The following is a 21,827-nucleotide window of genomic DNA, read 5'->3' as shown; positions in this document are numbered from 1 at the left end:
TATCTTGTTGACTAATTATATCATTGGAGCTTGCTCCAAAGTCAAGCAAAAAAAGAGGACTGCCGAGAGACAGTCCTCCAAAGCTTGTAAAAAATTACTTCTTATCCAGCACGCAGATTTCAATTCCCGACGCAGCCATCATATCCTCCGCCAGCTTATCCGGATAAGGATTAGCATAAACAATGCGCTTAATGCCTGCGTTAATCAAAATCTTGGTGCAGACCACACATGGCTGATGCGTACAGTACAGCGTACCGCCGTTGACAGACACACCATGATAGGCAGCCTGAACAACAGCATTCTGCTCCGCATGAATACCGCGGCAAAGCTCGTGCATCTGCCCCGAAGGCACATGCAGCTGCTCGCGCAGGCAGCCCGTAACCTCACAGTGAGGCAAATCCTTAGGCGTACCGTTATAGCCTGTCGCTACAATCTGTTTATTTTTGACGATTACCGCGCCGACACTGCGGCGCATACAGGTTGAACGGCTGCTGACTACTCTGGCAATCTCCATAAAGTAATCATCCCAGCCGGGTCTTGTTTTGCGTTCCATAATTTTTTATACCGTACCAAAAATTCTGTCGCCTGCATCGCCCAAGCCCGGCACGATGTAGCCATGCTCATTAAGATGATCATCAAGCACAACAGTGTAGATAGGCACATCAGGATGTGCTGCATTCAGTTTTTCTACACCTTCGGGAGCAGCAACGAGGCACATGAAGCGCAGGTTTTTCATACCACGCTTTTTGAGCTGGTCAATAGCAGCAATAGCACTGCCGCCGGTTGCCAGCATCGGGTCAACAACAATAGTATAAGCGTCCATATCCGCAGGCAGCTTGCAGTAATACTCCATCGGCAGCAGAGTTTCTTCGTTACGGCTCATGCCGATATGACCAACATTGGCTTCGGGAATAACACTGAGTACGCCCTCCATAAAGCCCAGGCCTGCACGCAGGATAGGCACAACAGTGACACTGCCTTTAATACGACAGCCGGTGGTTTCGCACAGCGGAGTGGTAACCTTTACTTCTTCCACAGGTAAATCTCTGGTAGTTTCAAAGGTCAGCAGCGCTGCAACCTCACTGATGATGTGGCGGAAGGTTACGCTCTTGGTATCCTTGTCACGCAGGATAGTCATTTTTGCTTGCAGCAAAGGATGGTTTACTACATTGATTTGCATTGGATATATCGCTCCTTTTCTTATTAAGACAAAGCGGATAAAGCTTTATCGGTCGTCTTAATTATAAATTAGTATATAACGGATACTTAGCGCACAGTGCAGCAACACGTTTTGCAGCCTCTGCATGCTTATCAGTATCTTCAGGGTTATTGAGCACCAGGCCCATAATATAAGCAACCTCTTTGAAGTCCTCTTCTTTGAAGCCGCGGGTAGTAGCAGCCGGAGTACCCAAACGGATGCCGCTGGTTACAAACGGGCTGGCAGGATCAAACGGAATAGTGTTTTTATTGCAGGTAATGCCAATATTATCCAGCAGCTTTTCTGCTTCCTTACCGGTCAGGTTTTTGTTGCGTACATCAACCAGAATCAGATGGTTGTCGGTACCGCCGGAAACCAGACGGAAGCCTTCAGCCTTCAGACCTTCGGCAAAAGCCTTGGCATTCTTGACAATGTTTTCTGCGTACTCTCTAAATTCAGGCTTCAGAGCTTCGCCGAAAGCAACAGCCTTAGCAGCAATAACGTGCATCAGCGGGCCACCCTGGATGCCGGGGAAAATAGCCTTGTTGATTTTCTTGGCATATTCCTCATTGTTGGTCAGAATCAGACCGCCGCGAGGACCGCGCAGAGTTTTGTGGGTGGTAGTGGTTACGATATCAGCATACGGAACCGGAGACGGATGCAGACCTGCTGCAACCAAGCCGGCGATGTGTGCCATATCAACCAGCAGCAGAGCGCCGTTAGCATGAGCAATATCAGCGATGCGTTTGAAATCGATAATCCGCGGATAAGCGCTGGCACCGGCAACAATCAGTTTCGGATGATGTTCTTTAGCCAGCTTGTCCATAGCATCATAATCAATCAGCTCGGTTTCCGGATTAACGCCATAATGAACAACGTTAAAATAGGTACCGGAAATATTTACCGGGGATCCATGGCTAAGATGACCGCCTTGGGACAGGTCCATACCCATGATGGTATCGCCGGGTTTCAGGAAAGCAAAGTACACGGTCATATTGGTGCTGGCACCGCAGTGAGCCTGTACGTTAGCATATTCGGCATGGAATAATTTTTTGGCACGTTCAATAGCCAAAGTTTCAACCTTATCAACATATTCACAGCCGCCATAATAACGATGACCGGGATAGCCTTCAGCATACTTATTGGTCAGTACGCTGCCCATAGCCTCCATTACTGCGGGAGTAACGATGTTTTCGGATGCAATCAGTTCGATTTTGTCACGTTGGCGGTTCAGCTCCGCATCAATGTAACCTTTCAGCTCAGGATCAACTACGCTAAGTTTTTCCAGATTCATTTTAAGTCCCTCCTAAAAATAAAACATTAAATATCAACCAGTCTTATCCACAGGCTGCGGATAAGCGCTCAGAAAATCTGCTCTACTAAAAGACGCAGATGATGCCTTATACCATAGGAAAAATACAAATCGTTCATAAGATTTCAAATGCTAGGCGTCACTGCCGACGGCGTATTTCTATACGTCGAAGCAGGGATAACGACGCAGATAATGCCTTATGGGCGATTTTCCAGATATTGGGCACGCGGCCCCCCCACCAACGGCGGACGAGTTTTAGCGGCAGTCAGCACTGCTTCGCCAATTTTTTTATATTGCAGGCGTACAGGTACAGCAACTCGTTTGAGATGCATGCCGATGAGCGTCTGGCCAATATCAATGCCAAGATGAGCAGAAATCTTTTCTACTACTACAGGTTCAGCAAAATTTTCGTAGGCAGCAGTTGCCATAGCGCCGCCGGCATGAGCCACCGGACGCACGGTAACCTCCTCAAGATTGTAGCGTTCGGCTGTAGCTGCCTCCACTACTAAGGAACGGTTGAGATGCTCGCAGCATTGTACGGCAAGATAAAGCTCGTGTGCATCGCACACTGCCTTCAGCGCCTTGAACATAGCAACAGCTGTTTCACTGCTGCCGCCGGTGCCGATTTTGTTGCCGAGTACTTCGCTGGTGCTGCAGCCAAGCACGAAAATCTGTCCCTTTTTAGGCTTTGCTATACTAATGAGCTCTTCAGCAGCTGCTGCCAGCTCCTTAGCTATTTGCATATTTGTTTCCATTGTTGCTTTACTTCTTTTCTGTTTATTTTCAGAAACACAAGAATCGTTTAGGCTGCAACGCAAAGACGATTATTTTGCTTCCAAATCCATGATTTTATTTACACGGCGTTCATGACGACCACCGGCAAATTCAGTTTCCAGCCAAGCGTCGGTAATCATTTCTGCCAGACCTACGCCCAGAACACGCTCGCCCATGCAGAGGACGTTGGCATTGTTATGCTCACGGCTCATTTTAGCGGAGAAAACATCACCGCACAAAGCAGCGCGAATACCCTTGCATTTATTAGCAGCGATAGAAATACCGATACCGGTACCGCAAATCAGGATGCCCTTTTGCGCACCGCTGGCACCGCTGGTAATATCCTCGCACAGCTTAGCAGCATAGTCGGGATAATCTACGGAATCTTCGCTGTAGGTACCATGGTCAACAACCTCGATGCCTTTATCCTCTAAATATTTTTTGATATGCTCCTTCAGATGGAAGCCGCCATGATCACAAGCCATTGCAATTTTCATAAATAATCTTCTCCTCTCCTGTTTTTTAATGCCAGGATTATCTTTAACCTTTATTGTAACATAAATGTCGGTAAATTTACATTATTTTTTAAATGCAGGCTGCCGTTTTCCAGCGTTATAATCTGATAGCCCGCAGCCTTACGCAGGCGGTTCATGATTGCCAGTCCCAGGCCGTCCTCCTCCACGCCTTCGGCGAGAATAACGTCCGGACAGGTACGGTCAAAATCACGCAGCAGGTAGAACAAATCAGCAGCCAGCTGTTCACGGCTGTCACCCCAGCAGGAAAGCTGCAGCTGCTGCTTTTCGACAAGCTCTGCCAGCTCGCTTTCCAGCTCATGTCCGCACAGCACGCCGACGGTTTTGCCTTCAGCCAGAGCCTTGGCAATAACCTGCGGCAAACATTTGCAAGCTTCGCCTTCAAACAGGTAAACAGGTGCCTTCGGCGCATAATGACGGTACTTCATTCCCGGAGCCTTGGGCTTAAAGTTTTTATCTCCCTGCAGGGCAGGGTCAATCTCTACCGCACCCATAACCTCCGTCAGCATTTCATAGGTAATGCCGCCCGGTCGCAGGATAGTGGGAACAGCACTCGTTGTATCCACTACGGTGGATTCCAGCCCGATGCCGCAGTTGCCGCCATCAAGCATACCGGCAATTTTTCCCTGCATATCCTCCAGCACGTCCTGAGCATTCGTCGGGCTCGGACGACCGGAAATATTGGCCGACGGCGCCGCAATAGGGCAACCGCAGGCGCGGATAAAATCCTGGGCGAATTTATTGGATGGGAAGCGTACAGCGACAGTTTCCAGTCCTGCGCTTACAGCGTCAGGCACAATAGCAGATTTATTGACAATCAGCGTCAGCGGTCCCGGCCAAAAATGCTCCATAAGCTTTTTTGCATTAGCGTTCAGGCAGGTAGTCAGCTGCGCAATATCTTCCTTTTTAGCGATATGCAGAATCAACGGATTATCGTTAGGTCTGCCCTTGGCAGCAAAAATCTTGGCTACAGCCTCAGGATTCAGTCCATCCGCACCCAGGCCGTAAACTGTTTCCGTCGGGAATGATACAACCTCACCCGCACGGATTAATGCCGCTGCCTCCTGCATAATCTCTTGATTATCAGAGTTCTTTTGTAATTTCCAGTAGGATGTTTTCATATTTATCCTCACCCTCTTTTTCTTTTAAAGCAAAAATCATGCGCGGTATGCCTGCATAGTCCATACGCACAGCAGTTTTGGCAAAGCCATGCTCCAGACACAGCTTTTGCACCGCTTCGCTTTGGTCAATGCCGATTTCAAACGCCAGCAATCCATCCTCAGCCAGATGCTCCGCAGCCTCGGCACAGATGCGGCGGTAAAAATCAAGTCCGTCCGCACCGCCGTCAAGCGCAGTGCGTGGCTCCTGCTGTACATCCTGCGCCAGCGTTGCAATATCGGCAGCAGGAATATACGGCGGATTCGAAACGATGATGTCAAACTTTTTCTCTACAGGCACGTTGCTGAACAAATCGCTTTGGCGGAAGGCCACACGCTTATCCACGCCGATAGCGGCGGCATTTTCCTTCGCCACCGCCAAGGCCTCGTTGCTGATATCCACGCCCACGCCTACGGCAGCAGGCAGATAATCAAGCAGCGAAACGATGATAGCACCGCTGCCGGTACCGATATCCAAAGCCTTTACGGCACCGTCTGCACGCAGCATCGGCGCTGCCTTCACCAGGCTTTCCACCAACAGCTCCGTTTCCGGACGCGGCACCAGGGTAGCAGGCGTAACCTTAAAGTTATTGCGCATAAAGGCACGCTCGCCGATAATGTAGGCCAGCGGCTCATGCTTAGCGCGTCGCTCTACATAAGAGCGCATCTTGTCGCGCTCCTCCTCACTGAGAGGCTTGTCAAACTCGGTATACAGCTTAATGCGTTCACATTTCAAGACAGCACAAAGCAGCACTTCGGCATCAAGGCGTGGATTTTCCACGCCCTTAGCCTCGAAGTGCTGCTTAGTCCAGTTTAAGATTTTCATAATCGTCCAAACCGGCTTATCCATTTTATTTCACCTGCCGTAATTGTTCGCTTTGCTTAGCAGTAATCAGCGCACCTAGCAGCTCGTCCAGATCACCGTTGACAATGCTGTCCAGCTTATGCAAGGTCAGACCGATGCGGTGGTCGGTAACGCGTCCCTGCGGATAGTTGTAGGTACGGATACGCTCGCTGCGGTCGCCTGTTCCTACCTGACTCTTGCGGTCCTCGGCAGTAGCGGCACGCTGCTCCTCCTGCGCCTGCTCCAAAATACGCGCACGCAATACACGCATACATTTTTCACGGTTCTTCAGCTGAGATTTTTCATCCTGACACTGTGCCACAATACCTGTCGGAATGTGGGTAATACGCACTGCAGATTCGGTTTTGTTTACGTACTGGCCGCCGGCACCGCCTGCACGGTAGGTATCGACACGCAGGTCTGCAGGATTGATTTCTACATCAACCTCTTCAGCCTCCGGCAGTACAGCCACGGTAACGGTAGAGGTGTGCACACGTCCCTGGGATTCTGTTTCCGGCACGCGCTGTACACGATGTACGCCGCTTTCGAATTTCATACGGCTGTAAACGCTGTCGCCGCTGATCTGGAATACTACTTCCTTAAAGCCGCCCAGCTCAGTCGGGTTGGAATCCATAACCTCAACGCGCCAGCCACGGGTTTCTGCATAGCGCAGATACATACGGAAGAGAACACCGGCAAAAAGTGCAGCCTCATCACCGCCGGCACCGCCGCGGATTTCCACGATAACGTTTTTATCATCGTTCGGGTCGGAAGGCAGCAAAAGAATCGTGAGCTTTTCCTCATATTCTTCAATCTGCGGTTTGAGCTCCTTCAGCTCTTCTTTTGCCATTTCAACCAGCTCTTCGTCATCGCCTGCTGCGAGCAGCTCCTCTGCCTCATCGCGAGCCTTAATCATATCGCGATATTCACGGTAAGCGGTAACAATCGGTTCCAGCTTAGCATGCGCTTTGGTAGCCTTCAGCCAGTTGGTCTGGTCGGCAATAACCTCGGGGTCACTGATTTTTGCCTCTAAGTCTAAATATCTGTCTTCTAGTGCCTGCAATTTGTCGAGCATTAGAAATTCTCCTCTCAAGTGTTATGTTAGTCTTATAAATTTAATTCAAAGTGATTCGTTAAGAAAACATTCTCTCCTACAAGCGAAGTGTTCAATATAACGTTATTTTAAAGGCAGAATAGTGCAGTCCCCTCTCAGTCGCCCTACGGGCGCCAGCTCTCCCCAAGGAGAGCCTCATAGATCAGCCTGCAAATCTATATAATCACTTTTATTCTATAATTTCTTCAGGCGGCAACACTGCCTTCAGCGAAGCAATCGCCACCTCAATCTGGCTGTCATCAGGCTGACGCGTGGTCAGCTTCTGCAGCAAAAGTCCCGGCATAATTGCCATATGCACCAGCTTATTATCGTTATGCGCACCGGCAAAACGAATAATCTCATAGCTGACGCCCGCAATTACCGGCATCAGCACTACGCGGGAAGCAATACGCTCCAGCAGGCTGGGCCAGCCCAGGAAGGTAAAAATAAACATGCTTATCAGCATGACAATCATCAGAAAGTTAGTGCCGCAGCGCGGGTGCAGTGTGCTGAACGGACGCACATTTTCTACACGCAGAGGCAAGCCTGCCTCATAGGTGTAAATAGTTTTATGCTCCGCACCGTGATACTGAAATACGCGCTGAATATCCTCCATCGAGGAAATCGCTGCAATATAGGCCAGGAAAATAACCATACGCAGCACGCCCTCAGCCAGGTTGAGCATCATCGGATCCTCAGTCAGCTCATGCAGAAAACGCATAGACCAGGTCGGGATAACAATAAACAGACCGACAGCCAGCAATACGGAAGTACCAATAGTCATCGCCATCTCCTTGCCTGTCAGCTGCTCGTCCTCTTCGCCGGAAACCTGTGCCGAATAGGCCAAGGCCTTGATACCGTCATATAATGATTCAAATAAAGCAATAACGCCGCGAAGCAGCGGTTTTTTCAAAATAGGATATTTATCACGGATACTGTTGACAGGATTTACATCCACGGCAATTTCTCCGTCAGGTTGGCGTACGGCAACAGCCACCTTATGTGGTCCGCGCATCATAACGCCCTCAATTACGGCTTGTCCGCCTACAGATAATTTTTTCGTGCTCATAGATATACTCCGTAAAACTAAATAAAGCAGAACCCGCATGTGCAAGCTCTGCCTTATTGTATAGATTATTGTTCTTTGTTGTAACGTTTGTTGAACTTCTCGATACGGCCACGAGCAGCTACGTTACGTTGTTGACCAGTGAAGAATGGATGGCATTTAGAGCAAACATCCACGCGTAATTCTTTCTTAGTGCTACCAGTTACGAAGCTTGCACCACATGCGCAGATAGCAGTAACTTCACCGTAATTCGGATGAATCTTTTCTTTCATTCTTTACACCTCTCTTTGCTAAGAACATTATATTCATAATTTAGAAGCTGCCTTGCTTGGCAAAGCGGCTTGCATTAACACTAGATTAGTGTAACATATCCTACAAGTAAACGCAAGCTATTTTTTACTAAAATCGGCAACGCCCTGCAGATAATTAATAAACTGCTGCGCTGTACGCCCGGAAATGCCGCCGTGATGCAGCTCCCACTTACGCGCTTCGGCACAAAGGAAGTCGTCATCAAGCTCCAGTCCCTGCTTTTTAGCCAGCTCGCAGACAATTTTGTAGTACTCCTTCTGCGTAGGCTGTCCATAATAAATCGTGCAGCCGAAGCGATTAACCAGAGAAAGTTTTTCCTGCATCGTATCCGACTTATAGATACCGTCCTCCTGCGTTACATCGTTGCGGTCCTTCCACGTTTCGTTAATCAGATGTCTGCGGTTAGATGTAGCGTAAATCAAAATATTATCCGGACGCACCTCCAGACCACCTTCGATGATAGCCTTCAGATATTTGTATTCGATTTCAAATTCCTCGAATGACAAATCATCCATATAGATAATGAAGCGGTAGTTACGGTTTTTTATTTGGGAAATAACCTGTGATAAGTCACGGAACTGATGCTTGTAGATTTCAATCATCCTCAGTCCCTGATCATAATATTTGTTGATAAGCGCCTTAATACTGCTGGATTTGCCTGTACCACTGTCACCAAAAAGCAGCACGTTATTTGCCGGGCGGCCTGCTACAAAAGCCTCCGTATTTTCCAACAGGCGCTTCTTCTGGTCCTCATAACCGATGAGATCAGCAAAGATAATCTGCTCCGTATTGGATATTGGCACCAGCTCTGGCGCGCCCTGCTGCGCCTGCGCTATGCGGAAGGCCTTGTTCAGACCAAGCTTGCCCACGCCGTAATCATGATAGAATTTGGTAACGCAGGCGAAAAACTCATCAGCATCGGCAGCACCTTCCAAAGCAGTGCTGAGTGCCTGCACCTTATCGCTGATATTTTTGTTATAGCGACGCTCCTGCTTTACCACAGCCTGATAATTGCTGATTAACGAAAAGCAGTTAATCTCCAGCGCACGCTCCAATTCACTGAAATCGTAGGCAAAAAGCTGCTGAAAAATTTTGAAGTCATGCTTGGCAAACTGATTCACGCTGCCATCACAGGCACCAACCTTTTCACAGGTAATAGCAAAGGGATTTTCACAGCTTACCAGTAAAAAAGCCAGATAATTGTGCCAAAGATTTTTGTCAAAGCCATAAACGGTGCCGATATCAAGCAGCTTATGTACCTGCTCATAAATTTCCGCTGTCAGCTCTTCGCGGTTATAATCACCCGCTGCAAATTCAGCGCAGATAGCTGCCAACGGCTCCAGCAAATTATCCGCCGGCAGATTGCGGTAAACAACTAATTGTGATACAAGTTTATGCATATCTTTCCCCTCAAATATCTCTATTTTATAAATTCAAACTTCTCTGTATCGAACATTCCCATATCCGTAATGCGCAGCTTGGGAATAACCGGCAGCGCCATAAAGCTCAGGCTGATGAACGGGTCGATGCCGTCTAAAACTCCCTGCGCATGCGCCTTGGCCGCAATCTCATCAAGACTGCCGATAAGCTCCTCGGCAGGTGCGCTGCTCATCAGACCACAGATATTCAGCGGCAGCGTATCAACAACCTCGGTACCCTTGACCAATGTATAACCACCCTGTACGCGTACCAGCTCCTTAGCGGCAGCATTCATTGCTTCCGGACTTGTGCCGATAACAATTAGGTTATGTGAATCGTGTGCCACAGTTGTCGCTACTGCGCCGTCCTTCAGGCCGTAGCCACGCAAAAGGCCGAGGCCCACATTGCCGGTGCCATGATGTCTTTCCAATACGGCAATCAGGTATACATCGCCGCTTGCCAAGGCAGCGGCAATATCCTTGCCCATAATGGTACTTTTCTCGGTAAAAATTTCACCGGGAAGCATAGTGATAACCGGATATTCCCTGTCATCCGCAAAATGCGACAGGGAGAAGGTTGTGACATCAAACTCTGCAGGCTTCACGCTGCCCTGCAGGCTGGCATTGGGCGTAACAGGCGTAATCTTTTCGCAAGCCTTGAGCGCATCCACACCCTTATGGAAAACAGCCTGCGGAATAAGGCTTTGCAGATTGTCAAAAACTACCAAATCTGCCTCCCAGCCTGGAGCAACGGCACCCATGCGACGCAGGCCGTAAATACGCGCAGCGTTGATAGTTGCCAAGCGCAAAGCACGCACAGGCTCCATGCCTAATGCTATTGCCATTTGTACGCAGTGGCGGATGGTGCCTTCATGGCGGATATCGGCAAGATGCTTATCATCAGTGCAGAAGGCCAGACTGCTTACATCAATGCCCTCATCAATAACGCCACGCAAAATTGCCGTCAGATTACGCGAAGCACTGCCCTCGCGCACCAGCACTGCCAGACCGTTGCGCAGCTTTTCCTTCGCCTCATCCCAGCTGATGCTCTCGTGGTCGGTATCAATGCCGCTGGCAACGTAGGCGGCCAGCTCCTTGCCACGCACGCAGGGTGCGTGGCCGTCGATTACGCGGCCCAAACTTTGGAACAGGTCCAGCTTTTTCTGTACCTCAGCGGAATTATAAATAACTCCCGGCACGTTCATCATCTCGCCCATGCCCAGTACACCCGGCTCATTGACAAGCTTAATCATATTGCGCGCATCCATCACACAGCCGCTGTGCTCAAAGCGTGTGGCAGGCACGCAGCTAGGCAGGTTCACATAATAGTTCAGCGGCATCTGTCCGCCGGCCTCCAGCATATAGTGAATGCCTGTCGCGCCCGCTACGTTGGCAATCTCGTGCGGGTCGGTAATCAGCGTGGTTACGCCCCAACGCAGCTCCTCGGCGCAGTAATGCTCAGGCACAGCCATCGAGCTTTCTACATGGCAATGTGCATTAATCAGACCGGGCGCAACATATGCTCCCTGCAGGTCGATGATTTTTTCTGCCTTGTCATAACTGCCGACACCGGCAATCATGCCCTCGGCGATAGCAACATCAGCTTCATAAATTGTTTCGGTCAGCACGTCAACAACCCTGCCGTTCTTCAAAAGAATATCAGCAGGGCTGTTACCGAGTGCGACCGCTCTTACACGGTCCATCATATTAATTACCTCAATCCTTTTACACGTAAATATATTTCAGGATAAAGATTACTGCCAGCACATAAACAATCCAGCTGGTTTTTTTGTTTTTGTATTCACCGCTGAGCAGGTTAATTGCCACATAGGAGATAACGCCCATGGAAATACCTTCGGAGATAGAATACATAAAAGGCATTGCTACTGCTGCAACAAAAGCAGGAATAGCCTCAGTCATATCATCAAAGTCTACATTCAGCAGGCTGCTTACCATCAAAAAGCCTACAATTACCAGTGCCGGAGCGGTAGCGAAGGCAGGAATTGCCAGGAAAATCGGTGCAAAGAACAAGCTGAGGAAGAACAGAACAGCTGCAGTAACAGCAGTAAGACCGGTACGGCCGCCGACAGCAACGCCGGCGCTGCTTTCTACGAAGGTAGTAACGGTGGAAGTACCCAGCAACGCACCACCGGTAGTAGCGATGGAGTCAGCCAGCAGAGCGCCTTCAATCTTCGGCAGCTTGCCGTCCTTGTCCAGCATTTTAGCCTTGGAAGCAACACCGATCAAGGTGCCGAGAGTATCAAACAAATCTACAAACATAAAGGAAAGCATGATTGTAATAAAGTTAAAGGTGAAGATAGCACTGAAATCCAGCTGCATAAAGGTCGGTGCCAGACTGGGAACAGAAATGCCGTTAGCAAAGCTGGGCATAACGGAGAACATACCAAGTTTCGGATTCGGTACATAAATACCGGTCAGCTCACAAATCATGCCTAAGCCCCAGGTAACCAGAATACCAACGAGGATACCGCCGGGAACCTTTTTCGTCATCATTACCGCAGTCAGCAGAATACCGATAAGTGCCAGCAAAGCACCGATACCGGTGGAACAGAAGGTGCCGTCTGCCAAAGCAGCCTTAAACGGATACAGGCCGACAAGAGTCGGTCCGGCAACAACGAGCTTAGAATTCTGCAAGCCGATAAAGGTGATGAACAGACCGATACCGCTGGTAACGCCAAACTTCAGCGCAGGCGGAATGGAGTTGAACAACGCCTCGCGCACCTTAGTCAACGACAGAACAATGAACAGAACACCTTCAACAAAAACTGCTGCCAACGCAACCTGCCAGCTGTAACCCATCTGTCCTACAACAGTATAAGCAAAAAAGGCGTTCAGGCCCATACCCGGAGCAAGAGCAAAAGGATAGTTAGAGAACAGCGCCATGAGCAGAGTACCAAGACAAGCACCCAAAGCAGTAGCGGTAAATACAGCGCCCGCATCCATACCGGCAGCACTTAAAATGCCGGGGTTAACAGCTAAAATATAAGCCATTGTCATAAAGGTGGTGATACCGGCAAGAATTTCTGTGCGGACATCCGTCTGATGTTCCTTCAGGCGGAATGTTTTTTCCAAAAAGTCTGTCATTATTATAGCCTCCTATGCTATCTATTTGCCCAAGCTGCAGGACCCGGGCACAATAATAAAGATTAAGACTGCCTGCACAGCCGTCAAGCCATTAATATGTTAAAATCTCCGAACCGTTTTCTGTAATCAGAATCTGGTGCTCCCATTGAGCGGAAAGACTGCCGTCACAGGTATAAACAGTCCAGTTGTTGGCTTCGTCAACAAAGATATCTCTGTGTCCCATGTTAATCATCGGCTCAATAGTAAAAATCATTCCCGGTACAAGCACCATCCCGGTTTTGCGTTTGCCTACATGGCAGACAAACGGATCCTCATGGAATTCTACACCAACGCCGTGGCCGCCGAATTCTTCGACAACGGAATAGCCGTGCTTATATGCCAGCTTGGAAACGGCAGCGCCGATATCTCCCAGAAAACCCCAAGGCTGAGCTGCTTCAATACCGCGCAGCAGACATTGCTTGGTGATTGCAACCAAATCTGCAGCCGGCTTAGCAACCTTGCCAATCATAAACATACGGGATGCGTCAGCATAATAACCATTGTAGATAGTAGAAACGTCTACATTAACAATGTCACCGCTGCGCAGCACGTCATGCTCGCTGGGAATGCCATGACAAACCTGGTCATTGATAGAGGTACACACGCTCTTCGGGAAGCCCTCATAACCCAACGGTGCAGGGATAGCGTTATGCGCTACTGTATATTCGTAAACGATTCTGTCGATATCAGCAGTAGTCATACCGGCCTTAATATACTTGGCAACCTCGTCCAATACACCGGTATTGATTTTGCAGGCTGCACGGATACCTGCAATCTGCTCCGGGGTTTTAATCATATCGCGGTCAGGAACCTCGCAGCCCTGGGCCTGCAGCAACGCAATTTTGGCATCATTCATTTTGTGGCAATCTGCATATGCTTTACCGCTGCCACACCAACATAATTCTTGGTCCAAAGAAAACACTCCTTATCTAAATAATTGTTACAACTTGTATATTACAACCTTATAACTTCTATTTTACCACATATTTAAGGGAAAAATCACATTTTCGGCTTAAAATTCTCTTACAACGTTCGGTTTTTTGTGTTAAAATTATTTTATATGACTCAATGTTAAGAAAGGAAATTTTTATGGAAGCATATGCAATGTATTTTATCGATTTAATTCTGCACCTGGACAAGCATCTGCCGGAAATTATGATGGCCTACGGTCATCTGATTTACGCAATCCTGTTCATGGTAGTGTTCTGCGAAACTGGTCTGGTAGTCACCCCGTTTTTACCGGGCGATTCGCTGCTTTTCGCCTGCGGCGCTCTTGCTGCTGCCGCACCAGAAGGCATGGATATCAAAATTATCGTGCCCATCTTTTTAGTTTCGGCTGTGCTGGGCGACGCCTGCAATTATATGATAGGCGAGCATCTCGGTATGCACATGATTAAGAAGAACATCATCAAGAAGGAGCATGTCGACAAGGCCAGCGCATTTTATGACAAGCATGGTCACAAGGCGATATTTCTGGCCCGCTTTGTGCCGATTGTGCGTACCTTTGCACCCTTCGTTGCCGGCATCGGCAAAATGCACTACCTGACCTTTGCTCATTACAATGTCATCGGTGCTGTAGTGTGGGTATTTCTCTTTGTCGGCGGCGGTTACTTCTTCGGTAACATCCCTGCCATCAAGCATAATTTCACGCTGGTAACTTTGGGCATCATCGTCTTTTCCCTGTTACCTGTGTTATATGAATTTGTAGGCAAGAAAATTTTAGGCAAGAAGTAAGAAGGTCTTGGAATTTTTGTAACAGGTTCTCCTCCGATAGAGCCTTTACACAGTTAAACTCCAAAGTACATATATAAATTTTAAAAATTGAAGGTGATTTAAAATGACTTATCGTTTTAACAGTGACTACACCGAAGGCTGCCATCCTGCAGTCCTTGAAAAACTCGTGCAAACCAACATGGAACAGACTGACGGCTACGGCCTTGATCCATACTGCTACGAAGCACGCAAATTGATTAGGGAAGCCTTCGCCTGCCCGAACGCTGACGTGCATTTTCTCGTTGGCGGCACCCAAACCAACCTGACGGTTATCTGCGCTGCATTACGTCCGCATCAGGCTGTTTACGGCGCTGTTCCCAGCCATATCAATACGCATGAGGCCGGTGCTATTGAGCATGTAGGCCACCGCGTACTGCCGCTTCCGAGCGAGGACGGCAAGCTCACTGCAGGGCAAATCCGCCACGAATGGAAAATGTACGATACCGATCCCAGCCGCGAGCATTGGGCACAGCCGAAAATGGTTTATATCTCCCAACCGACTGAAATCGGCAGCATGTACAGCAAAAAGGAGCTGCAGGATTTATACCAGGCCTGCAAGGACTGCGGTCTTTACCTCTTTGTTGACGGCGCACGCTTAGGCTATGTTCTTGGCGCTCCCGACAACGATATGACTGCTGCGGATTTGGCAGCTAACTGCGACGTGTTCTATATCGGCGGCACCAAATGCGGCCTGCTCTTCGGCGAAGCAGTTGTTATTTTGAACGACGCACTCAAGCCTGACTTCCGCACTATTGCTAAGCAATGCGGTTCTATCATGGCCAAAGGCCGTCTGCTCGGCGTACAGTTCGGCGCAATTATGAAAGATCACCTTTACAGCAAAATCTGCGGCAAGGGCACACTGCAGGCGCTGAAAATCCGTGATGCACTGTTAGCCAAAGGCTTTAAGTTCGTTACCGAGTCCCCCACCAACCAACAATTTGTTATCATGACTCCGGCACAGTTTGAGAAGCTGAGCGAGGAATTTGCTCTCAGCCATATTGCTTACCTGGAGGACGGCAATTACAGCGTGCGCATTTGCACCAGCTGGGCAACCAAGGACGAAGAGGTTGATAGACTCATTGCTATGATCAACGAGCTGTAAGCTTGACAGAAAACATAAATTTGCTATAATAAAGACAAAGAGAGACTCTGGCAGTGGTGTGTCAGCCCTCTCTGTTGATTGTTGTTATTTGACAAAAGGCTGACATTGACCTCTAATGTCGGTCTTTTGTTATTTTGTAAGCAAAATTACTTACGTTTAGACATAATGGTCGCAACAAGCAAACCAAATGTTAACATTATCTGTAACGCTTCGGCTACTGTCATGCTCCCACCTCCTTACGGAGGAACCGACCTGTCAGAATCTCTAGTGTTATTATAACAGCTATCCTATTTATCGACAATATGTTTGTGAAAATAAAAAGGCGGTCGTTCGGCCGTCTTTTTATTTTGCTCTTTTTACTTCAGCTTTTCTACAACGCTCTGCAGCTTTTCCTGCCAATCGGCGCAATAATCCGCACCGCCCTGCGCGCAGTCGCTCTTGCCGCCGCCACGGCCGCCGAAGGCTTCGTTAAGCAGCTTAATAACACTGCGGCAATCGCCTTCAGTATCCACGCCCAAAGCAACTGCATAGCTGATGCGCTCAGGCTGCACTGCTAGCAAAAGGCTCAGCGTGTTTTTCAAGGCAGTAACCTTCGGCAGAAAGGCTTTGATATCCTTGGCATCGTGACCTTCCATAGGCAGAGCCAAAACTTTGACTCCGTCAGCATTCACCGGTGCAGCAGCATACGTTTCCTGCAGCTTTTCTTCCTCAATCTTCAGCAGCTTGCTCTTGGCAATGTCAAGCTGTGCAAGCAAATCATTTTTCTGCTTACTTACAGCAGCAGGCACCTGCTCAGGCTTCACGGAAAGACTTGCAGCGACGCTAAGTAATGTGCTGTTCTTGGCGTCCGCATCAAGCAGTGCTCTGTGGCCGCAGACAAACTCTACGCGACAACCGCCCTTGTGCTTTTCATGGCGGATGACCTTAACGCTGCCCAGCATCCCTGTAAATGGTGGATGCGTACCGCAGCAGGTACAGATATCGGCATCCTCAACGGAAACGATACGCAGCGTGCCTGTCAGTTTGCTGTTGAACTTACGCATTTTATCCTTCAGCTTGACAGCCTCTATGCTGTCCATATAGCTGATATGTACCGGGCGATTCTCCCAGATGATTTCATTCGTATATAATTCTGCCTGTAGCAGCTCCTCGTCCGTCAGCTCCTTATCAAGGTCAATGAAAACATCATCCTCATTCATATGAAAGCCGATGTTGTTAGCCTTAAACAGCTTCCAGCAGGCGTAGGACAAAAGATGCTCGCCCAAATGCTGCTGCATTCTGTCCAGACGCACAGACCAGTCCAGCACAGCCTCTACCTCGGCACCAACCTCTAGCGGCTTGTCGCACTCATGGTAGATGTGACCGTCCTTTTCGCTTACATGGCTTACGACCGCATCAGCCAGCTTGCCTCTGTCGCTCAGTTGACCGCCGCCCTCCGGGAAGAAAACAGTCTGGTCCAGCTCAACCAGATACTTGCCATCCTTGGGCGTGCAGGCCGTAACCTTCGCCACGCACTGTTTGAGCAAAGAATTATTTTCAAAAAGCTTAATTGTCATTTTTTATTCCCCCTCATGAAATCTATCTGTCTTTGATAACCATTATTGTATCACTAAATTGCTAAAGTGTGTTATAATCAGTTATACAAGTCCAAAAAAATTCTATTGAAGCGAATAAGGAGCAATAAATGTTTCAAAATTTACTTTTTGATTTAGATGGTACCCTGACAAATTCCGCTGAGGGTATCACCAAATGCGTGCAATACGCCCTGCGCGCTCAAAATATTGAAGAACCCGATTTAAAAAAGCTGGAGGTTTTCATCGGCCCGCCCCTGCGCGACAGCTTTATCAAATATTACGGCATGACCAGAGAGCAGGCTGAAATCGGCGTAGAAAAATATCGTGAACGCTACACCGATATCGGTATCTGGGAGAACAAGGTTTATCCCGGTATCATGGAATTATTGGCTGACCTGCAGCAGGATGGCCGCCGCCTCGGCATGGCTACCGCCAAGCCGGAGGTTTTTGCGCTGAGAATTGCCGAACGCTTTGGCTTCAACCCCTATTTGGAAGATATAACCGGCTGCAGCCTGGATGGTAAAACCGATAAGAAAGCTTTAGTAGTTGCCGCCGCTCTGGAAAAATGGCAGCTCACTACATCCGAAGCTAAAAAGACTGTAGCACTTATCGGTGACCGCCGCGAGGACGTTCTCGCCGCTCACGCCAATGGCATCGCCTGCATCGGCGCAGGCTTCGGCTTCGGCAGCTACGAGGAATTGTCGGAGGCAGGTGCCGATTACTATGTTTCTGATGTTCCGGCCTTAGCACGCTTCCTGCTGAGCAAAGCGTAAGAACAAATTTAACACTTACAGGTGATAGTATTATGCATATTTACGCAATAGGCGACCTGCATTTATCAGGCGAACCGGCAAGCAAGCCCATGGAGGTTTTCGGAGAGCATTGGCGCAACCATAAAGAAAAGGTTGCCGCTAATTGGCAAAACACTGTAACCGCACAGGACACCGTTATTGTCTGCGGTGATATTTCCTGGGCCATGACTTTGGAAGAAGCAGCACAGGATTTAGACTGGTTAGCGCAGCTTCCTGGACGCAAGCTGCTGCTGCGCGGCAACCATGATTACTGGTGGAGCAGCCTGAGCAAAATGCAGCAGCGTTACGGTGCTCATTTTGAATTTCTGCAGAACGACTGCATTATGGCAGAGGATATTGCTGTCTGCGGCACCCGCGGATGGCTGCTGCCATCAGCCGAAAGCTTCAGTGAGGCCGACAGAAAAATCTATAACCGCGAGGGAATCCGCCTGGAGCTTTCCCTGCAGCAGGCACATAAAATGCAGGCGCAGCAGATAATTACGGCTTTTCACTATCCACCGCTCTTTGCGCGCACGGAGCACACCTGCTTTACTAATCTGATGCTGCAGTACGGTGTGCAGCACTGTGTCTACGGCCACATTCACGGTGAAAACCACATTCCCGGTTTTGAAGGATTGCGCGCAGGAATCAACTACAAGCTTGTTTCCTGCGATACGCAAGGCTTTCAGCTTTACAAGGTAATATAACAGCGTTACTTCGCTGAAAAACAGACAGGCTCCCCTGAACGAATCGTTCAGGAGAGCTTTTTGTATACAAAAACAAGCCCTCGAATTTCTTCGAGAGCTTGCCATTTACGTTCATTTAATTATTTAGGATAGTTGCTGTTGGAGTTTTCTTTCAGCATAACGTCATGTGCGCCGCCTTCAACCAAGCTGGTTGCGGAAACCAGAGTCAGCTTAGCCTTCTCCTGTAGCTCGCGGATGTTCAGAGCACCGCAGTTGCACATGGTGGAACGAACCTTAGCCAAGGTCAGGTTTACGTTATCCTTCAGGCTGCCTGCATACGGAACGTAAGAATCAACGCCTTCTTCGAAGGAGAGCTTTGCTGCGCCGCCCATGTCATAACGCTGCCAGTTACGTGCACGGCTGGAGCCTTCGCCCCAGTATTCCTTCATGTAGGTACCGTTAATGTTAACCTTGTTGGTCGGGCTTTCGTCGAAACGAGCGAAGTAACGGCCCAGCATCATGAAGTCAGCACCCATAGCCAAAGCCAGAGTCATGTGGTAGTCATAAACGATACCACCGTCAGAGCATACAGGAATGTATACGCCGGTTTCTTCGAAGTATTCGTCACGAGCCTTGCAAACGTCAATCAAAGCAGTTGCCTGGCCACGGCCGATACCTTTTTGTTCACGGGTAATGCAGATAGAACCACCGCCGATACCAACTTTAATGAAGTCAGCGCCAGCCTCAGCCAGGAAGCGGAAGCCTTCAGCGTCTACTACGTTGCCTGCGCCAACCTTAACGCTGTCACCGTAGTGCTCACGGATCCAATCCAGGGTGATTTTTTGCCATGCGCTGTAGCCTTCGGAGGAGTCAATGCAGAGTACGTCTACGCCTGCATCAATCAATGCGGGAACACGCTCAGCATAGTCGCGGGTGTTGATACCTGCGCCAACGATGTGGCGTTTTTTGCTGTCCAGCAGCTCCAACGGATATTCCTTATGAGTTGCATAGTCTTTACGGAATACCATGTACAGCATACGGCCGTCGTCATCAACGATAGGCAGAGTGTTGAGTTTTTTCTCCCAGATGATATCGTTAGCCTGTTGCAGGGTGGTATCTTTCGGAGCATAAACCATTTTGTCAATCGGAGTCATGAAGTCACGAACCTTAGCATCCATAGACATACGGCTCGGACGATAGTCACGGCTGGTAACAATGCCTTCCAGCTTGCCGTTAGCGGTACCATCGCTGGTAACAGCAACAGTGGAGTGACCGGTGCGTTCCTTCAGTGCCAGGATGTCAGCCAGAGTGCTGTCCGGACGGATATTGGAGTCGCTGCTTACAAAGCCTGCGCGATAGCCTTTAACGCGAGCAACCATAGCAGCTTCGTCCTCTACGGATTGAGAACCATAGATGAAAGAAACGCCGCCCTCTTTGGAAAGAGCTACAGCCAGCTTTTCGCCGGAAACAGCCTGCATGATAGCAGAAACCATCGGGATGTTCATAGTAATTGCCGGCTCTTCACCTTTTTTGTATTTAACCAGCGGCGTACGCAGATCTACATTGGCGGGGATACATTTTTCGGAGGAATAACCGGGAACTAACAGGTACTCACTAAATGTGTGAGCAGGTTCATCATAATAAAAAGCCATTCTTTCATCATCCTTTTCTTAATAATTTTTTGTTTGCCACAGCCAAAGCAATTGTTAATCATGTAACATAATTACTTGAAAAAATTGCTTTTCTGCGGTCCGAGTAGGTATTTTATCTATTTTACCTCTTTAAGGCTCTCCATGCAATATCTTTTCTGCAAAAAGCGCCATTAAAATTAATTTTTTCTACAGCAGTATATGCACGGTCACGTGCAGCCTTGATATTTGCGTCTACGGCAGTTACACCAAGCACACGTCCGCCGTTGGTAAGAACCTTGGCGCCGTCAGCCTTGGTACCTGCGTGGAATACAACAACGTCTTTATCTGCAGCAGCGTCAGCCAGACCGGTAATTTCCATGCCCTTAGCATAACTTTCGGGATAACCGCCGGAAGCCATTACTACGCATACAGCAGCCTTGTCGTACCAGCCGAAGTCTACCTGAGCAAGAGTGCCGGTAGCGCAGGCCAGCATAATTTCAGCCAAATCGCCGTCAAGCAGAGGCAATACTACCTGAGTTTCTGGGTCACCGAAGCGGCAGTTGAATTCTACAACCTTTACGCTGTCGCCCTTGATCATCAGGCCGGCATAGAGGCAACCCTGATACGGCATTCCTTCTGCTGCCATGGCAGCGATAACGGGCTTCAGAATCAGCTCGGTTGCTTTTAAACGCAGCACGTCGGTCATAACCGGAGCGGGAGCATAGGTGCCCATACCGCCGGTATTAGGACCTTCGTCACCGTCAAATACACGCTTGTGGTCTTGGGAAGCAATCATCGGCACAATGGTTTTGCCGTCGGTAAATGCCAGAAGAGAAGCTTCTTCGCCTTCCATGTATTCTTCCAGAACGAGGCGTGCGCCTGCGTTGCCGAATTTATGGTCAGCCATCATTTCGTCGATAGCGTCAAGTGCTTCCTGTTTAGTCATAGCAACAACAACACCCTTGCCTGCTGCAAGACCGTCAGCCTTAACTACGATAGGCGCGCCCTTTTCTTCAACATAAGCCTTGGCAGTTTCGATATCCTCGCAAATTTTGAAGAAAGCGGTAGGAATATTGTATTTTGCCATCAGCTCTTTGGAAAATGCCTTGGAGCCTTCCAGCTGCGCTGCAGCCTTAGAAGGACCGAACACCGGCAGACCGCGGCGTTTGCAAACGTCCGCAAGACCTGCAACAAGCGGTGCTTCCGGACCTACAACAGTCAGGTCAATGCTCTTTTCCTCAGCGTAATCTGCTACCCCCTCCAGATTTTCTACATCCAGAGCAATGCATTCGCATTTAGGCAGCAGTGCCATGCCCGGATTGCCGGGAGCAGCATAAATTTTTTCAACCTTAGGGCTTTGCGCCAGCTTCCACGCTAAAGCGTGTTCGCGGCCGCCGCCACCGATTAATAAAATATTCATGG

The 21,827-nt window shown here is 48.9% G+C and carries 22 protein-coding genes; 4 read left to right on the top strand and 18 right to left on the bottom strand.

Going from position 1 to position 21,827, the window contains the following annotated elements; all coding sequences use genetic code 11:
* Positions 1-94: 94 nt before the first annotated feature.
* The 14 genes from HMPREF9443_RS08060 to HMPREF9443_RS07995 all read right to left on the bottom strand — a co-directional run bounded on the left by HMPREF9443_RS08060 (position 95) and on the right by HMPREF9443_RS07995 (position 13,770).
* Positions 95-553: a deoxycytidylate deaminase gene (locus HMPREF9443_RS08060; protein ID WP_009146086.1), complete on the bottom strand. Its 459-nt coding sequence runs from the start codon at positions 551-553 to the stop codon at positions 95-97.
* 6 nt (positions 554-559) lie between these two features.
* Positions 560-1,180, bottom strand: a complete 621-nt coding sequence (upp, locus tag HMPREF9443_RS08055; protein WP_009146085.1) for a uracil phosphoribosyltransferase — start codon at positions 1,178-1,180, stop codon at positions 560-562.
* Between the two features lie 61 nt (positions 1,181-1,241).
* Positions 1,242-2,492, bottom strand: coding sequence for a serine hydroxymethyltransferase (glyA, locus tag HMPREF9443_RS08050; RefSeq protein WP_009146084.1), 1,251 nt, complete (start codon positions 2,490-2,492; stop codon positions 1,242-1,244).
* Positions 2,493-2,707: 215 nt separating this feature from the next.
* Entirely contained in the window at positions 2,708-3,265 is a 558-nt protein-coding gene (locus tag HMPREF9443_RS08045; RefSeq protein ID WP_009146083.1) for a TIGR01440 family protein, read from the bottom strand.
* A 69-nt stretch (positions 3,266-3,334) separates the two neighbouring features.
* Positions 3,335-3,781 (bottom strand): ribose 5-phosphate isomerase B, encoded by a 447-nt coding sequence (rpiB, locus tag HMPREF9443_RS08040; RefSeq protein ID WP_009146082.1) that lies wholly within the window; start codon positions 3,779-3,781, stop codon positions 3,335-3,337.
* A gap of 50 nt (positions 3,782-3,831) precedes the next feature.
* Positions 3,832-4,938: an L-threonylcarbamoyladenylate synthase gene (locus HMPREF9443_RS08035; RefSeq protein ID WP_009146081.1), complete on the bottom strand. Its 1,107-nt coding sequence runs from the start codon at positions 4,936-4,938 to the stop codon at positions 3,832-3,834.
* Positions 4,901-5,824, bottom strand: a complete 924-nt coding sequence (prmC, locus tag HMPREF9443_RS08030) for a peptide chain release factor N(5)-glutamine methyltransferase (RefSeq protein WP_009146080.1) — start codon at positions 5,822-5,824, stop codon at positions 4,901-4,903. The genes HMPREF9443_RS08035 and prmC overlap by 38 nt, the downstream gene beginning before the upstream one ends.
* A 1-nt stretch (position 5,825) precedes the next feature.
* Positions 5,826-6,893, bottom strand: coding sequence for a peptide chain release factor 1 (gene prfA / locus HMPREF9443_RS08025; RefSeq protein WP_009146079.1), 1,068 nt, complete (start codon positions 6,891-6,893; stop codon positions 5,826-5,828).
* A 208-nt stretch (positions 6,894-7,101) separates the two neighbouring features.
* Positions 7,102-7,980 (bottom strand): DUF1385 domain-containing protein, encoded by an 879-nt coding sequence (locus HMPREF9443_RS08020; RefSeq protein ID WP_009146078.1) that lies wholly within the window; start codon positions 7,978-7,980, stop codon positions 7,102-7,104.
* 65 nt (positions 7,981-8,045) lie between these two features.
* Positions 8,046-8,249 carry a 50S ribosomal protein L31 gene (gene rpmE, locus HMPREF9443_RS08015; RefSeq protein ID WP_040565319.1) on the bottom strand — a complete coding sequence of 68 codons (204 nt, stop codon included), beginning with the start codon at positions 8,247-8,249 and terminating at the stop codon, positions 8,046-8,048.
* 117 nt (positions 8,250-8,366) lie between these two features.
* Entirely contained in the window at positions 8,367-9,686 is a 1,320-nt protein-coding gene (locus HMPREF9443_RS08010) for an ATP-binding protein (RefSeq protein WP_009146077.1), read from the bottom strand.
* A 20-nt stretch (positions 9,687-9,706) separates the two neighbouring features.
* Positions 9,707-11,410 carry an adenine deaminase gene (gene ade / locus HMPREF9443_RS08005; protein ID WP_009146076.1) on the bottom strand — a complete coding sequence of 568 codons (1,704 nt, stop codon included), beginning with the start codon at positions 11,408-11,410 and terminating at the stop codon, positions 9,707-9,709.
* Positions 11,411-11,429: 19 nt separating this feature from the next.
* Complete coding sequence (locus HMPREF9443_RS08000; protein WP_009146075.1) at positions 11,430-12,809, bottom strand: NCS2 family permease; 1,380 nt, start codon at positions 12,807-12,809, stop codon at positions 11,430-11,432.
* Positions 12,810-12,900: 91 nt separating this feature from the next.
* On the bottom strand, positions 12,901-13,770 hold the full coding sequence (locus tag HMPREF9443_RS07995; protein ID WP_040565317.1) for a methionyl aminopeptidase: 870 nt from the start codon (positions 13,768-13,770) through the stop codon (positions 12,901-12,903).
* A gap of 167 nt (positions 13,771-13,937) precedes the next feature.
* Between HMPREF9443_RS07995 and HMPREF9443_RS07990 the strand changes: the two genes are divergently transcribed.
* The gene (locus HMPREF9443_RS07990; RefSeq protein ID WP_148495354.1) at positions 13,938-14,582 is read left to right on the top strand and encodes a DedA family protein; all 645 of its coding nucleotides are present in this window, start codon (positions 13,938-13,940) and stop codon (positions 14,580-14,582) included.
* A 103-nt stretch (positions 14,583-14,685) separates the two neighbouring features.
* Positions 14,686-15,723 (top strand): threonine aldolase family protein, encoded by a 1,038-nt coding sequence (locus HMPREF9443_RS07985; RefSeq protein ID WP_009146072.1) that lies wholly within the window; start codon positions 14,686-14,688, stop codon positions 15,721-15,723.
* 146 nt (positions 15,724-15,869) lie between these two features.
* Here the strand turns inward: HMPREF9443_RS07985 and HMPREF9443_RS11230 are convergent, their stop codons facing one another.
* Positions 15,870-15,947, bottom strand: a complete 78-nt coding sequence (locus HMPREF9443_RS11230; RefSeq protein WP_222859573.1) for a putative holin-like toxin — start codon at positions 15,945-15,947, stop codon at positions 15,870-15,872.
* A 132-nt stretch (positions 15,948-16,079) separates the two neighbouring features.
* Positions 16,080-17,279 carry an alanyl-tRNA editing protein gene (locus tag HMPREF9443_RS07980; RefSeq protein WP_009146071.1) on the bottom strand — a complete coding sequence of 400 codons (1,200 nt, stop codon included), beginning with the start codon at positions 17,277-17,279 and terminating at the stop codon, positions 16,080-16,082.
* 128 nt (positions 17,280-17,407) lie between these two features.
* On the opposite strand from HMPREF9443_RS07980, the gene HMPREF9443_RS07975 reads away from it, so the two are divergent.
* Both HMPREF9443_RS07975 and HMPREF9443_RS07970 read left to right on the top strand, forming a co-directional pair.
* A complete protein-coding gene (locus HMPREF9443_RS07975) occupies positions 17,408-18,070 on the top strand; it encodes an HAD hydrolase-like protein (RefSeq protein WP_009146070.1) in 663 nt (220 codons plus the stop codon).
* Positions 18,071-18,102: 32 nt separating this feature from the next.
* Entirely contained in the window at positions 18,103-18,795 is a 693-nt protein-coding gene (locus HMPREF9443_RS07970; RefSeq protein ID WP_009146069.1) for a metallophosphoesterase, read from the top strand.
* A gap of 119 nt (positions 18,796-18,914) precedes the next feature.
* Here the strand turns inward: HMPREF9443_RS07970 and HMPREF9443_RS07965 are convergent, their stop codons facing one another.
* Both HMPREF9443_RS07965 and purD read right to left on the bottom strand, forming a co-directional pair.
* A complete protein-coding gene (locus HMPREF9443_RS07965) occupies positions 18,915-20,426 on the bottom strand; it encodes an IMP dehydrogenase (protein ID WP_009146068.1) in 1,512 nt (503 codons plus the stop codon).
* Between the two features lie 121 nt (positions 20,427-20,547).
* A complete protein-coding gene (purD, locus tag HMPREF9443_RS07960) occupies positions 20,548-21,825 on the bottom strand; it encodes a phosphoribosylamine--glycine ligase (RefSeq protein WP_009146067.1) in 1,278 nt (425 codons plus the stop codon).
* Positions 21,826-21,827: the final 2 nt, after the last annotated feature.

Source organism: Phascolarctobacterium succinatutens YIT 12067, assembly GCF_000188175.1.
Lineage (GTDB): Bacteria > Bacillota > Negativicutes > Acidaminococcales > Acidaminococcaceae > Phascolarctobacterium_A > Phascolarctobacterium_A succinatutens.
Note: the sequence above shows the minus strand (reverse complement) of the source record. Positions and strands in the feature narration are given on the sequence as shown.